Origin of the sequence: Sinorhizobium sp. RAC02 (genome assembly GCF_001713395.1) — a bacterium.
Taxonomy (GTDB): domain Bacteria; phylum Pseudomonadota; class Alphaproteobacteria; order Rhizobiales; family Rhizobiaceae; genus Shinella.
The window spans coordinates 20398-34839 of the sequence record NZ_CP016451.1 but is presented as its reverse complement, the minus strand read 5'-3'; the positions used below and the strand labels follow the sequence as shown (position 1 = coordinate 34839).

Genomic DNA, 14442 nt, shown 5'->3' with positions numbered 1-14442 from the left:
GTCTCAAATCAGAAAGAATCGGGTAAATCCACGGCCACTCGGCCGCCAAAAACCGCCGATCCGGAGTTTCTCTGTGGCCAAACCGTCCATTTCCAAGACCGCCGTCGATCACCGGGCCGACGAACTCGACACCATCGCCAGCGTCCTGCCGATCGACCGGCGCGACGAACTGGCCGAACTGCTGACCGACCAGGATGTCGAAACGCTGCGCCATCTGGTCAATGAGGGCATGGGCGTAAACACGCTGCGCGCGCTCACCTCCGACCTCGCCTATCTCCAGGCCTGGTCTCTCGCCGCGACCGGTGCCTGCCTCCCCTGGCCGGCTCCGGAAGCGCTGCTGCTGAAATTCGTCGCCCACCATCTCTGGCAGCCCGAACAGCGCGACATCGATCCTCAACACGGCATGCCAGCAAATGTCGAGCAAAGCCTGCGCGAGCAACGCTTCCTTCGATCTTCCGGACCGCATGCGCCCGATACGGTGCGCCGGCGGCTTGCCAGTTGGTCGACGCTGACAAAATGGCGCGGGCTGACCGGTGTCTTCTCCGCCCCTTCGCTGAAATCCGCGATACGCCTCGCTGCCCGCGCGACGCCGCGGCCGCGAAAACGCAAGAGCGCGAAGGCGGTCACGGGAGATGTCCTTGCCAAGCTGCTCGCGACCTGTGGCACCGACAGCCTGCGCGACATCCGTGACCGCGCAATTTTGATGGTGGCGTTCGCATCCGGCGGACGGCGTCGCAGCGAGATTGCCGGGTTGCGCAGGGAGCAGCTCTCGGTCGAGCCGCCGATCACAGTCGAAAACGGCCCTCCCCTCCCCTCTCTTGCCATCCATCTGGGTCGGACCAAAACATCCGGCTCCGAGCACGATGAGGTCGTTTATCTGACGGGCCGGCCCGTGGATGCGCTCAACGCCTGGCTTGCGGCTTGCAAGGTTGAAAGCGGGAGTGTTTTTCGGAAGATCGATCGTTGGGGTAATGTTTCGAAGCGGGCGCTGGAGCCGAGCGCAGTCAACCAGATCGTCAAGCAGCGGGCGGCGCTGGCCGGGCTGGAGCCTGAGGAGTTTTCGGCGCATGGGTTGAGGTCAGGCTATCTCACGGAGGCCGCCAATCGTGGAGTTCCCCTGCCGGAAGCCATGGAGCAGTCGCGACATAGATCGGTCCAGCAGGCCTCCACTTATTACAACAACGCAACCAGACGGACAGGACGGGCCGCAAGGCTTGTTCAGTAGTTTCGCTCACTTTCCCTAAGTTTTGCGGCAGCCCCCAGCATCGTTGAATTTGCTGCTGAAATTATGTCGCAAAAGTCAGACGCAAAAGGCAAACTTTTGCGACTGATTTTTGCGACAATCTGGCAAGGCTGCCCGCCCCGTTGCAGGTATTGACTCAATTTCATACGATTACCGAAAACGAACGCCACGTGCGTCAGCGAAAATGAGCTTCAGCCATCAGCTCCAATATCGCGCGGCTAGTTTTCATAGAAGGGCAGAATTCAATGATCGAAAGATGGGTTAAGCCTCTTCATGCTGAATGGCCTAACGAAGGTGTCAGCAAAGCCATTCAGATATGGGAGCGCGACAATGGTGTGCAACTGCCGAATGACTATCGCAGCTTCATGACCCGATATGATGGTGGCAGGGTCTATCCATTGATGTTCAGACATACGGCCCGTGAGTCAGGCGACGCACCAAACCCCACCGAGCATTTCGTTGATCCCTTCTACGACTGGGACCGCGTTGTGACTTGGCGCGCTGAACTCGGCGACAGGCTGCCTAAGCAATGCTTGGTCGTCGGCGGGGATCCTGGCTTGATCGAGCTGGTGATGTCGCTTCGGCAAGACGATTATGGTCACATCTATAGCTGGGTCCGCAATTTCGGCGGGCCATGGCCCTCCCCCGACAACGACTATCTTTGTCTGCAGGCCTCTTCATTCAGGGAATTCGTCGAAGGTCTGTTTGAGAATGCCGACGGAGACGGTCGAGACTATTGGGACATGTTTTCAGAGGGACAGGAGCCTCTGCGACTCGCGCTTTAGGATTCAACCTCAAAGCGGACTGGCTTCTTCCGCCCGGTCAAGAGTTAAGCGCCGCCGGGAAACTTAGGATTACCGCGACAAGGGACGGCCTACCGGCACACGCGGACTGTGCCCCGGTAAGCCAGCATAATCAGGCTATGGCCCGAAACTGCACCTCACCCTCATGCAAGAAGCTCGCTTTTGAGAAAAGCCTCACATCTACTTTGTTGGGCAAGCGTATGTCCTGCATATCCGGCAAAGGCTTCGCCTCCGGATCGTATGAACGGTCAATCTGGGAGATAAAAGCGAGAATAATTCCCGTCCTTCGAGCGAATTGTTGAAGCGTGGCTATTTGCTCCGAAAGTTCGGGCTTATTTCTCCGTTGATCGAGGATTTGTAGGTAATCGATAACGGCGACCGTCCCCCGGGAGGCATCGGCGAGATGGCGCATGATATAGTCGGCGCAAATCTCGTCAGAGGTCATGATTTCCAGAGCACCCCCAAGGCCCGACGATTCGCCTTCCAGCGACCGGATACGCGCATGGGTTTCCTGCTCGGTATATTCGAGGGTGAAGAAGACACCTCGCCGGCCGTCACGGATAGCATCGAGCAGGAGCTGAAGCCCGAGAAGGGTCTTGCCATGACCGGGCCGCGCTCCCAGCAGAAGCATATCGCCATCAGAAAGCCGGGACAGCATTTCGCTTGCCGTCGCAGATGTTGCAACTCGGGCGGAAAGCAGGCTCCACCCCGCAAAGCCTTCGTCGCGTGCTATGCGGTCCAACGCCGAATGCAGAGGGATTTTTTCATTCCGGGCCAACAATTTGGCGCGGCGCTTCAGTTGATAAATCGGAGCAGATAGCTTCATCAAGGAACCTCCATTCCGAGCAGGAAACGCAATCCCTCCTTATGCGGCGCTCGAACAGATGGCTCGATGATCTCAATACCCCGTATGAACGATACTTCCCCGATGGGAGGGAGGAGGCGCGGGCCAAGCCTGTCCGCTCAACATAGCTTGAGAACGGGTCATCAACAAGTTTCATCCACGGCCGCTGCTGTGCCGAACGCAAAAATCAGGAATGATGCGACGCCATGTCCGCGATTGCGAGGGAAACGGACAGTCCGCTTAGAGCCGGAGGGACCATTGAACCGCTCAGAACCAGCTGGCACATTTGATAAGGTGTGTGGCACCACATCTTCACGGTGAAGCGAGAGCGATCTCTTTTAGCAGGTCGATGAATGCGCTGGTGCGAACCCCCTTCGGGTTCTGGTTTAAATCTACGGTCTGCACGACCACCAGCCGCTTTGACGGCACGACGGCGATAATCTGCCCACCGTAGCCGGAAGCGTAGAATGCATTCGGACCCCAAGTATCCTCTGGAAGCGTCCACCACATGTAGCCATAGCCCTGACGTATCCGCTTCGCCCACGAATAGGCAGTCGTCGATTCCCTGACCCACGACGCCGGTATGATCTGTTTGGTGCCCCACCTCCCATCGTTCAGGAAAAGCTGGCCAAAACGGGCGGCATCGCGGGCGCTGAGCCGAACCGGATAGGCGGGATGCTGCGACAGTTTTTCGAGGTCGTATCGGCCGTCCTTGACCGAGAAATCCTCCATACCGATCGGTCTAGCGATCCGCTTCTCGAAGCTCACAAAGAGGTCCTCGCCGGTCTGCTGCCGGTAGATCGTCCCCAGAACGTTAAAGTCCCAGTTGTTATAAAACCAAAACGACCCGGGTGGGTGACTTCCGCGTGTAGGACGCTTGCGCTTGATATCAGCAGTCTCGTGGGCCGCAGGATGGTAGATACCCGACCGCGACATGAGCAGATCACGCACTGTTGCGGTTTTTTCCTCGGCCGTAAGGTTGGGAGTATTGTCGTCAATGCCAAGTTCGGAAAGGTGGGTTGAAAGCTTGACCCGACCCTCGGCAACCGCACTGCCGTAAAGAGCGCTGAGCAGGCTCTTGCGAACGGACGCCATATTCACTTTTCGCAAGGTATCGCCCCAACGGGCGACCACCCGCCCGTCCTGGACGATCATCAGCGCAGTAGGCCTGAGTGTTTTCGATTGGAGACGGGCCGCATCGAGCCGCTCCGCCGACCAGCCGGCGGCAATCGGATCGACGTCCTCCCAAGTCTGGGCGTGGGCCGTACCTGCAACGAAAATACCGAGGACAAGCAGCACTGCGACTCGTCGAATGAACATAGCGTCTCCTTCTCCAATCACAGTGTGAGCATCCAATAATGGCGGCTTTCCGGCGTGTCGATATGGCTGGCAACGGTGTTGGACCCCGTGTGTGAAACGGCGAACACCAACGGGCTAAGCCGGCTCCAAGTCTGCAGCCTTTGTGAGTTGAACCAACGGAAAGTTCCGGGCGAACCCGTCAAGCACTCTGGCTGGGAGCAAGGGGTCGGAAGCTGGCGATTTTTGCGACGTAGCAAAACCTAGGAATTTCGCGATACCGTGGCAAAGCACCATCATTTGGTTTTCGATAGCATTTTATCTCGAAGATGTAGGAACGTCCGCTCCACGCAAAACCAGAGAACGGCCGCGACGGCGAAGCTTCCGATCAGATAGGCGACAAAGCCAAAGCTGCCTTGCAGGTTTTCCTCTCCAACGACCAGGCGCATGACGTGAAACACGGACTTGTGCGTTAGGTAGAGACTATAAGACAGAGTTGCTACGAGGGCTGCACCTGGCACTGGCCAGCGGCTTAGCACATGTTCAAGATCGAGCATGGCACAGAACATCAGTGCGATGCCGATTGAGATCAGCGGAAAGCCCGCGACCGCGCCGAGCTGAGCCTGAAACACTGGAAATATGCCTTGTCCTGCAAGCGGTCCCCGATCAACGAAGCAGATGAGCGCCGCGATCACAAAGATCAGACCTGTGGGAATCGTGACCTTCGGCGGTAGGTACTGCCTGCAAAGCTCTGGCTTGAAGAAACGGGCAGCCGCAAGCACCACGCCGAACAGCAGGCCGTCGAGACGGGTATATGTTGGGTAGTAGACATCTCGGAGGTATGTCGCAAAGGCGGGGCGAAACTGGCCTTCTGCGACGAGGGAGCCAACCTGTGTATCCCAGATCGCGTAACGCAAAACGACGCCGGCGAGCATCAGCAGCCCTGCGAGGGTAAGCACCCATCCTGTGCCAATGCGCTTATACAGGAGAAGAACCAGCAAAGGCAGAACGAGATAAAATTGCTCTTCGACGGCAAGCGTCCATGCCTGAGAGAACGCGTTGCCCTCCCTCGGATCGAACCCGAGATTCACCGTGAAGGTCGCGAATTTCCACAGAGGCTGCATCGCCGGATTGTCGCGAAGAACCGGAACCAAGGCGTAAAGGCCAAGGACCACGAAGAAGGCCGGGAAGATGCGGAAGGCACGCCGGAGATAAAATGATTTGAAATCGACTGCCCCCGTGCGTGTCACTTCCTTGAACAGTTGCGTGCCGATCAGGTAGCCGCTCAGCACAAAGAAGATATCGACACCGAGCCAGCCATATTCCCGGACAGTCACCAACAGGCCTGGGGTGGCGTTCAGCGGAAGGTGGACAAGTATCACCAGTAAGATCGCCAGCGAACGTAGGATATCGGGACCAACCATTCGAGTGCCCGTTGCCACGACTCTCGTATGCGAGAGCGAGGAAAAGTTGCCTGCATGCGCATTGTTCGTGGTGGCAAGCATAGTCATGTGCAACGCTCCGGAAGTTTGGTGGCAAAGCTGATGCCAGTAAACTTACCGATCTGCGGTTGCGATGGAACAGCCCAACGTGGAAACTGTCAATTAACCTAAATTTTTCGTAAAATTGTAAATGATCCACCCCTCTGACACTTAGGTCGGAGGATCGGGCTGCACAATCAGGACTATTGCGCAGATAGCTCGCGATTGGTGAGGTGTGCAGCGGCGTTCCAGATCCTCTTCGCTTGCGCGCTCGCCTTCGGAGCACAATACAATGAAAAGGAATATGATAGGTCCGCTTCCGGAAAGCATATTGCCAGTTTTCCAGAGGCTATATCGGCCTCGACCAATGTCTCCGGCACCACACCGCGCCCGTCACCAGACAAGCAATATGCCCTGATGTCGGCCGCCATCCCGTGTTCGATTTCCTCGGTGACCGGAACAGATACACGGGAATTTCGCCAAATCTGACCGATGTAGGTTCGATGGTGCGAGACGTGCAGTGGAAGAGGCTCAGTGCTGGGGACCTGAGGAGGCGCAACGATCACCAGTCGTTCCCGCGCAATTTCAACGGACCTGAAAACGGCAAATTCCTCGGCCTGCGGTGTCGCGGGATGATATGCCACCACGGCGAGATCGCACTCGGAACGAGCAAGCATCGTCGCCACTGTGTCATGATTGGCCAATCGTGGCGCGAAGCTAGCTCTTGGAATCTGCCTTACGATCCGCTGTTTGAAGCCGGGAAACACGCTGATCGTTGCGCTGTGCGGCATGGCGATGCTGACAGCTCCCTCGGCTACACTCCAAGGCATGTGAGCGCCTCTGTACTCATCGAGCTGTGAAATGATGTTTCTCGCAACCGGGATGAAGTCGTGGCCGGCCTTCGTCAGAGTAAGGGGACGGCTGCGTCGGTCGATCAGGTCGCGTCCCAGCCAGGTTTCTAGCTGTCGGATTCGCTTGCTGAGGTTAGATTGGGTTGTGTGTCGTTCTTCGGCCGACACCGTAAGGTTCATCGTGTCAGAAACGCATAGGAAATCGTGAAGGAGCTCAATATTCATTTATCCGCCCCACGGTTTCCGAGCCTTGCAGACTATCCTATTCCAATACGCCCCTTGTTGAAAACACAGACGACATCAACCCGTCACGAGCACGGGGACCCGGAGGCGTAGGCTGACGATCAGTATCCTGGATCAATCGAGCAAAGACAACGGTTTCGTCTCCTCTCTTTGCCCAACCGACATACCAGCCAAAGGGAGTCTTCAGCTTCCCGTCTGCCGTTCTGATGCCGCCAGCGCCGGTCTTGCCGAAGACGTGCCAGCCGCCCTTCATCCCTTGATCGAGGATTGTGCTGGTATTCGACACGGCCGCGTTGCTCACCGGAAGTTCATGCCGAACCAGTTTTCGAATGAATGTGATCTGCTCCCTAGGAGAGATTTGCAGGGAGGTGCTCAGCCAGGCATGGGTCAGGCCATTGCTCTTGCCGGGCTCCCCGGAAAGGTCTTGATTGCCGTATTCGAATGCCTTCACGTAGGCCGTATATTTCTTCATGCCGAGCTGAAGGTTTGTCTGCTGCGAATACCAGATCACGGAATCTCGCATCCAGCTTTTGGGGGTTTGCGAGTGCCTCCATTCGGGACGGGCATCTATGTAGCCTTCTTTAAAGGGCAGAAGCGGCCTTTCCGGCGTTTCAAGAATGCCGCTGTCGAAACCCATCAGGCTGATCGCTATCTTGAATGTTGAAGCAGGCGACATCCGTCGGTTGCAATCGCCCTCCTCAAGAAGCGGCTTTCCAGTTCCCGCTGAGACAACGAGCGTGCAGATTATGTTCGTCTCTGCCCATGACGGCATTGCGCTGCAAAACGTGAGGGCACAGACGGCCGCAAGCAATTTCTTCATCGGACTCTCTCGGTTGGTGCCCCGCCTTCGTATCGCTTCGGTGGGCCGATTGTCCAAGTCGGATGGAGAATAGTTGCACCCTATATTGGAATGGTGCCTTCTGTCGCGAAACTCCCGATTAAAGCGTGACTTGTTTTTCCGACTTTTTGCGACGTCGCAGAATGAGGAGTTATGCACCTGTTACAACGGCAGATGCTGGCGCAAATCTATTTGGCGGTCGCTTTCCAACTCCTATAGTCGGTTTTGGACAGCAGCAGCTCAAATCGCAGCTATATTTTTAGCTTCGGCATCATGCGCCAGCCGTTTCGTCATACCATCAATGACACTGGATTGAATCCAACTTCCACGTCCCGGAAGAAAGTTGCCAGCCGGAAACTCTAACAGCGAGGAAAAAAATCACCGTACTATCAATCACTTCACGCTCCGATCGGTAGAACAACTGAAACCTCGCCGCGGCTCGGAGAACGGCGTGAGTGGCAAATTCGATAAACCTCCTCTCCGGCGTATGGCGTTCAGCAGTTTTGGAGCGTCTTTTCTCTCTACTGTCATTTACGCCGATCTCTTTCCGGCTTCACCGTTCAATCGCAGCAGTGCCATGACCATCGGTCCAAGGGAAAACTCGCCCCGCCCCGCCCGGTTGGTGAGGTCACGCAGATAGCCACCAGCGGAATTGATGTGCCCTGCCCTCTCCAGGATACAGGCAATCGCAACCGCTGCATTTTCAGGTCCCATGGTTTCGCAAGCCTCCTGGTAGGCGGAAGGGCTCACACCCAGCATCGACCTCACCACAACTGCCGCCGACATGAGATCGCGCCAACTACCCACAGCCCCTGCCGGTCCATAGTCAATAATCTGCGGGCACGCCTTCAGCACAACACCTAAAGGAAAGGCTTTCAGCGCCTCACTGTTAGGCCCGCGGCTCTTGCTCGGCTTTTCGCCATGCTCTTTTTCAGAGCGAGGTTCAAGTTCATTGAACGATTCGGGTTTTGAATTCTGTATGTGCTGCTCAATATGAGCAGCATTGGTGCTATTAAATTCTGAATTTGACTGCGTATCCAAGCGATTAAGGATTTCCTCGCGAAGAAGCTCGAGTTCGTCGAGGATACTGGCGACATCAGCGATGGTCGGGGAGCGTGGGATGCGGGCAACGAGGTCGATGTACATAGCCTCGATCGCCATCCAGTCGCCGTCCGCCCCCTCCTCTATCGCAGCAGTGATAAGCTTGCGGACATCCCGGCGGCAGATTGTCAGGTTTTCTTTCGCCTTGCGGAATGCGGAACGAGCAGCGACCACTTTCTGCGCGATGACGGCAAGCTCTTCAGACCGGGCAAGGATCGGCGACAGGTCGAACCCAAACGCATTCTCGATCTCGCCGGCGCCGTTCTTCCTCGCATAGCGTTTGCCGTTTGCACTATCCTTGCGAACAATAAGGCCCGCATCGACCAAAAGCGCAAGATGACGACGTAACGTGGCGCCTGCCATGCCGTGGGCTCGAAGGATCAATTGCGCGTTTGAAGGAAAAACCACGAGCTGCGCGTCCTGGCGCAATTCGTTTTCCGGATAGAAGCTCAGGAGAGCGTCGAGCACGGCTAGGCTGTTCGACTGCAGGCCGAGTTCTTCTCTTGCTTCCGAGGTATCACGGAAGACCTTCCATTTCTCAACGGTTTTCCCAGCTTTGATATCGTTTGTGGCCACTTGCCGCTTCACCAAGGCGAGCGTCATCGGCCGCCGCCCAAAGGGCGTCGTCACACTTCCTGTCTGCATTTCTTTCACCTTTCAAAAGGCAAAGAAAAGGCTACGCCTGGACGGCGTTGACTCTTGACTGGGATTCCGGGAAATGCGATTCTCTAAGCGACCAAACTGAGAGAGGCCTTCTGGAACACCGTTTCGGAGGGCTTTTTCTTTGCGCTATCGTTCCTTTCCTGTTTGCGATTCGCTCTACTGCTTCGACCTCTTGAAAGAAGCGTAGATCTCTGGGAGAGCCGACATCAGGTATTCCGCAAAATCCGGAGCGGCCTTTTTGTCGATCATTAAAGTCAGCGTACGCTTGTCTTGCTTGTAATGAGCGGCCTTGGTGCCGTCCTCAGCTTTCCAAACTTTCGCTTCAGTCTTCACTGCCTTTGTCTTCTTAGGGGTGACAGCTTCAAATACTCGAGCGAAACGCTCGTCAGAATTCAAGCTTTTCACCGCATCATCATTGAGTAAGGTACGAGCAGTTTCGGGAGCGCCATCTTGGCTTAGGCGGCCCGACAATTCGTACCAACGGTCCCGACCGGTTTTAGGGGCGGCGCCGATCAAGCGGATAATATCTGCTGGAAGTTGTTTGGCAGCGCCGATCAAGCGGGAAAGATTGCTTTTATCCACAGCAAGAGCCGCCATGATGACTGGCCGCTGAAACCCACCGGCCTCAAGCTCTGCGGCGTATAGAGCGCGCTCGATAAATGAAAGATCCTGCCGAGCGCTGTTCTCCTGCCCCTGGGCCAGAACCAACTCGTCATCCGACAAGGTGCGAACCGCAGCCTTCACCTGGATGCCCGCAGCCTTCACTGCCCTCAGGCGTCGGCGCCCGTAGGCAATCTGGTATCGGCCTTCAACAGACGGGTGAGGGCGCACGAGGATAGGGACCTGCTGACCGTGCTCCTTGATATTTCGAGCGAACTCTTCAAATTGCTCGGGAGACTCTTCCAACCGGTCCGCGACGAGCGGCGCGTCAATGAGATCCGGATCGAGTTCCGTGAGCGACTGAGACTTCAAAAGCTCGATGGAGCGCGAGACAGCACCTATCGCACCACGTGGGGAATATTGCGGAGTAGCAGCATCCCGCGCGGCAATATCTTCGGAGTTTCCGGCTGGCAACTTTGGTCCACCGAGATCGGACAGCAAGTGTTTTCTAGCCATTTGTAGCCCCCTCGGGTGTCAAGATTGACGCCCTAGAATGAGCGGTTTCCCGAAAGTTTCCGGCTGGCAACTTTTGCGCTTTTACGCGAGATACAAGCGACCTCATTTGCGACCCCATGCGCTTTGAATGAGCTGTGCGATTTCAGTATTCACGTTGTCGAGCGACTCCATCGCCCGGTCGTAGGTCGCGCGCGTAAACTGGTCACGGCTGACTTCATAGAGCGTCTGCTTCGTAATCCCGGCGTCGGAGATAGCTGTACTTTTCAACATTGGATGATTTAGGACATGGTCACCGAACATCGTCCTCATAAACGATACCATCTGGTTCTGAGGGCCATCACCGGGCTCGTAGCGAGTGACTAGGTACCGCATCCAGTCGTAATTCATGCTTCCGCCTGCATCGGCGACGACGCTCAGCAATTCCGATGTCATCAAAAGAAACTGGCACATGGACATGACGTCTAGCATCTGCGGATGAACCGTGACGAGGACGGCGGTCGCTGCACACAGAGCGGAAATGGTTAGAAAGCCAAGCTGCGGAGGGCAGTCGACGACGACGACATCATAGTCGTCCGCGACTGAAGCAATCGCATCGTCCATGCGCGTGAAGAAGATGTTTTTCCGATCGTTCGAGCCCAAGACCTTTGCTGTATCGTGCTCGAACTCCATCAGCTCAAGGTTGCCTGGCACCAGATCAAGGTTGGCGAAATAGGTCTTCTTGATCACGTCTTTTAACGGGCGACGTTCAGCGTCATAGCGCATCGCACCGTAAAGCGTCTCATTGTCCTTGACGTCGAACTCCGGCTGGAAGCCGTGCAGTGCCGACATACTGGCCTGCGGATCAAGATCAATCGCAAGAACACGATAGCCGTTCAGGGCGAGATATTGCGCCAAGTGTGCAGCTGTTGTCGTCTTCCCGCTGCCACCTTTGAAATTGACAACCGTGATGACCTGCAAATGCTCTTTGCCTGATCGTTTGGGTGAGTAGCGGCGATCGTTTTTCCCGGTTAGATCAAGGTATTCGCGCAGGGCCTGGATCGTTTCGACCGTATAGGAGCGACGATTGTTGTTGCCAATTTCAGGCTGAGGACCTTTGCCTTCGATCGAGAGGTGACGAAGATATCCGTCGTTGACACCGATAAGCTTTGCAGCTTCCGTCGAGGAGAAGGAACGCAAAGTTTTGCGCGCCTCTGGCGGATACAACTTTACACGATGTTCGTGCAGCGCACCCGAGAGGTCTCGCGCGTGGGCCGCGATCAGTTTATGAATAGCCTTTTGAAGCTGAGCGGGATTTTCCACGACTTCCTCTCGTACACACGGTAATTTTCGTAAACACACCTATTTGCCGTGGATAGCACAACCGATTTCAGCATGGTTTGCAAGATATTTAAAGTTAATCAATAGTTAACGCGTTTTCGTCGTATCAGCGGCTTATCCCGATTCCTTTATTTGAATCTGTCACTTACATCTGTTTGCGCAAGTCGATCTCGTTAAGGCGAAATGCAGATTTGCACATGAACCTCCTCCGCCTAGCTCACCACACGCTCACATTCTAGGGCCGGATCAGCGACTCGGTAGAATCACCTGAGGTGCAGATCTGCACATAGGCACACGCTGAAGGAGATGATTTCTGTCCGCATGACCTTGTTCAAGCGGAGATCATTATGCGGATATTGACCGTCGCGCCCGAGAAGTACGAGCGCCATCGCGACTTCCTGAGACAGATGCACCGTCTTCGCGCGACGGTATTTGGCGGACGTCTCGCCTGGGACGTCTCCATCACCGCGGGAGAAGAGCGTGACCAGTACGATGATTGCAGACCGACTTATCTTCTGGCAATTGCCGAGGGTGGAAAGGTCGCAGGTTGCGTTCGTCTCCTTCCAGCTTCTGGTCCAACAATGCTGGAGCAGACCTTCCCCCAGCTTCTCGATGCTGGTTCGCTTCGCCCTCACTCTGGGATGGTCGAGAGTTCACGCTTCTGCGTCGATACCTCACCTGCCTCGCGGAGGGGGGCAAGCCAACTGCATCTTGCGACGCTCACCTTGTTCGCCGGTATCATCGAATGGTCGATGGCGAGCGGCTACAGCGAGATCGTCACGGCCACCGATCTCCGCTTCGAGCGCATCCTGAAGCGAGCGGGATGGCCGATGCAGCGCCTCGGCGAACCGTCCAAGATCGGTAACACCATCGCTATCGCCGGGAGCCTTCGGGCCGACCGTGGCAGCTTTGAGCAGGTATGCCCACAGGGTTATCATTCGACCCCGCAGATCGATGGGTCATTGCTCAGGAGCGCTGCGTGACCCAGCTCCGCTCTCATCCCCGCCTCGTCCGCAAACTGCAGGACGCACTCGGCGACCAACTGTGCATCGCCCTCGATGACACTACCGTGGTCGAGATCATGCTCAATCCTGACGGCAGGCTGTTCATCGAACGGCTGGGGCACGGCGTGGCACCGGCTGGCATTATGAGCACCGCCGCAGCCGAAGTTGTCATCGGCAGTGTTGCGCATGCCCTGCAGTCGGAGGCCGACGACGCGCGGCCGATCATCTCTGGCGAACTTCCGATTGGTGGACACCGCTTCGAGGGGCTGTTGCCGCCGGTGGTCTCCGGACCGGCATTCACCATTCGCCGTCGTGCCTCGCGTCTCATTCCACTGACAGAGTATGTGAAGTCGAAGGTGATGACGGAAGCACAGGCGTCCGCCATTCGAAGCGCGATCGATGCGCGGATGAACATCGTCATTTCGGGGGGCACGGGATCGGGGAAAACCACTCTCGCCAATGCCATTATCGCCGAGGTCGTGGCTGCGGCGCCGGAAGATCGAATGGTGATCCTCGAGGACACCGCCGAAATCCAATGCGCGGCCGAGAATGCCGTGTCCCTACATACCAGCGATACGATCGACATGGCGCGGCTGCTCAAGAGCACGATGCGCCTGCGTCCCGACCGCATCATTGTCGGCGAGGTCCGCGATGGAGCGGCACTGACGCTGCTCAAGGCCTGGAACACCGGCCACCCCGGCGGCGTCACGACGATCCATTCCAACACGGCAATGTCAGCCTTGCGCCGGCTCGAGCAACTGACGGCAGAAGCCAGCCAGCAGCCGATGCAGGAGGTGATCGGCGAGGCCGTCGATCTCGTCGTCTCTATTGAACGAACCGGAAAGGGGAGGCGGGTCCGTGAGGTCATCCACATCGAAGGATACCGAAACGGCCGCTACCAGACCGAACATTATGCCCAGATCGATGAGGACAGCCATGTCGCGTAAAATCTCCATTCTTCTCACCGGCGCGACACTTGTCGCCATTTCTATCGGCTTAACCGGGTCCGCATTCGCTTCCTCGGGTGGAGGCGGTCTTCCCTGGGAATCGCCACTGCAACAGATCCAGCAGTCGATCACCGGACCTGTCGCCGGGTTTATCGCGCTGGCCGCTGTCGCCATTGCCGGCGCCATGCTGATCTTCGGAGGCGAGCTGAACGATTTTGCGAGGCGACTTTGCTATGTCGCGCTGGTGGGCGGCGTCCTACTTGGGGCCACCCAGATCGTCGCTCTCTTTGGCGCGACCGGTGCCTCGATCGGCGAGGGTCACGCACAGGCCGAGCAAGAAACTCCCGGACCGAAGGCGACGCCGGCGACAGCGGGGGAGGGGGCTCATGGCTGAGGCCGGATCTTCTCTGGCGCGCTCGCGTGTACATCGAGCGCTATCCCGTCCCAACCTGCTGATGGGTGCTGACCGCGAGCTCGTGCTTCTGATGGCGCTGGCCGCCATCATCCTGATCTTCGTTGTCCTGACCTGGTATGCGGCTCTGTTCGGCATCACGATCTGGCTGGTCGCGGTCGCGGCGCTGCGGATGATGGCCAAATCCGATCCCCTGATGCGCCGGGTCTATCTCCGCCACATCTCCTACAAGACGTCTTACCGCGCGACGTCGTCGCCGTGGCGCAAGTTCTGAGGGATTGAG

At 56.8% G+C, this 14442-nt stretch carries 14 protein-coding genes; 6 read left to right on the top strand and 8 right to left on the bottom strand.

Annotated features, from left to right (window positions below; all coding sequences use genetic code 11):
- Nucleotides 1-73: 73 nt before the first annotated feature.
- Both BSY16_RS20025 and BSY16_RS20020 read left to right on the top strand, forming a co-directional pair.
- Entirely contained in the window at nucleotides 74-1225 is a 1152-nt protein-coding gene (locus BSY16_RS20025) for a site-specific integrase (protein ID WP_069061671.1), read from the top strand.
- A 263-nt stretch (nucleotides 1226-1488) separates the two neighbouring features.
- The gene (locus BSY16_RS20020) at nucleotides 1489-2028 is read left to right on the top strand and encodes an SMI1/KNR4 family protein (RefSeq protein WP_069061670.1); all 540 of its coding nucleotides are present in this window, start codon (nucleotides 1489-1491) and stop codon (nucleotides 2026-2028) included.
- Nucleotides 2029-2158: 130 nt separating this feature from the next.
- Here the strand turns inward: BSY16_RS20020 and BSY16_RS20015 are convergent, their stop codons facing one another.
- The 8 genes from BSY16_RS20015 to repA form a co-directional block, all read right to left on the bottom strand.
- Nucleotides 2159-2872: a DNA helicase gene (locus BSY16_RS20015; RefSeq protein WP_069061669.1), complete on the bottom strand. Its 714-nt coding sequence runs from the start codon at nucleotides 2870-2872 to the stop codon at nucleotides 2159-2161.
- Nucleotides 2873-3202: 330 nt separating this feature from the next.
- Entirely contained in the window at nucleotides 3203-4210 is a 1008-nt protein-coding gene (locus BSY16_RS20010) for a serine hydrolase domain-containing protein (RefSeq protein ID WP_286157252.1), read from the bottom strand.
- Between the two features lie 272 nt (nucleotides 4211-4482).
- Nucleotides 4483-5697, bottom strand: coding sequence for an acyltransferase family protein (locus BSY16_RS20005; protein ID WP_069061668.1), 1215 nt, complete (start codon nucleotides 5695-5697; stop codon nucleotides 4483-4485).
- Nucleotides 5698-5870: 173 nt separating this feature from the next.
- Complete coding sequence (locus BSY16_RS20000; protein WP_069061667.1) at nucleotides 5871-6743, bottom strand: LysR family transcriptional regulator; 873 nt, start codon at nucleotides 6741-6743, stop codon at nucleotides 5871-5873.
- A gap of 37 nt (nucleotides 6744-6780) precedes the next feature.
- Entirely contained in the window at nucleotides 6781-7581 is an 801-nt protein-coding gene (gene blaOXA, locus BSY16_RS19995) for a class D beta-lactamase (RefSeq protein WP_069061666.1), read from the bottom strand.
- Nucleotides 7582-8130: 549 nt separating this feature from the next.
- Nucleotides 8131-9345 carry a plasmid replication protein RepC gene (repC, locus tag BSY16_RS19990; RefSeq protein WP_069061665.1) on the bottom strand — a complete coding sequence of 405 codons (1215 nt, stop codon included), beginning with the start codon at nucleotides 9343-9345 and terminating at the stop codon, nucleotides 8131-8133.
- 174 nt (nucleotides 9346-9519) lie between these two features.
- Entirely contained in the window at nucleotides 9520-10479 is a 960-nt protein-coding gene (gene repB / locus BSY16_RS19985; RefSeq protein WP_069061664.1) for a plasmid partitioning protein RepB, read from the bottom strand.
- A 102-nt stretch (nucleotides 10480-10581) separates the two neighbouring features.
- Complete coding sequence (repA, locus tag BSY16_RS19980) at nucleotides 10582-11778, bottom strand: plasmid partitioning protein RepA (protein ID WP_020046783.1); 1197 nt, start codon at nucleotides 11776-11778, stop codon at nucleotides 10582-10584.
- A gap of 365 nt (nucleotides 11779-12143) precedes the next feature.
- Between repA and traI the strand changes: the two genes are divergently transcribed.
- From traI to BSY16_RS19960, 4 genes are read left to right on the top strand one after another with little or no spacing between them, the layout of a single operon-like run.
- Nucleotides 12144-12779: an acyl-homoserine-lactone synthase gene (traI, locus tag BSY16_RS19975; protein WP_069061663.1), complete on the top strand. Its 636-nt coding sequence runs from the start codon at nucleotides 12144-12146 to the stop codon at nucleotides 12777-12779.
- The gene (gene trbB, locus BSY16_RS19970) at nucleotides 12776-13747 is read left to right on the top strand and encodes a P-type conjugative transfer ATPase TrbB (RefSeq protein ID WP_069061662.1); all 972 of its coding nucleotides are present in this window, start codon (nucleotides 12776-12778) and stop codon (nucleotides 13745-13747) included. Before traI ends, trbB begins: the two co-directional genes overlap by 4 nt.
- Nucleotides 13737-14141 (top strand): conjugal transfer pilin TrbC, encoded by a 405-nt coding sequence (gene trbC / locus BSY16_RS19965; protein ID WP_069061661.1) that lies wholly within the window; start codon nucleotides 13737-13739, stop codon nucleotides 14139-14141. The genes trbB and trbC overlap by 11 nt, the downstream gene beginning before the upstream one ends.
- Nucleotides 14134-14433, top strand: a complete 300-nt coding sequence (locus tag BSY16_RS19960) for a conjugal transfer protein TrbD (RefSeq protein WP_069061660.1) — start codon at nucleotides 14134-14136, stop codon at nucleotides 14431-14433. The genes trbC and BSY16_RS19960 overlap by 8 nt, the downstream gene beginning before the upstream one ends.
- Nucleotides 14434-14442 lie beyond the last annotated feature (9 nt).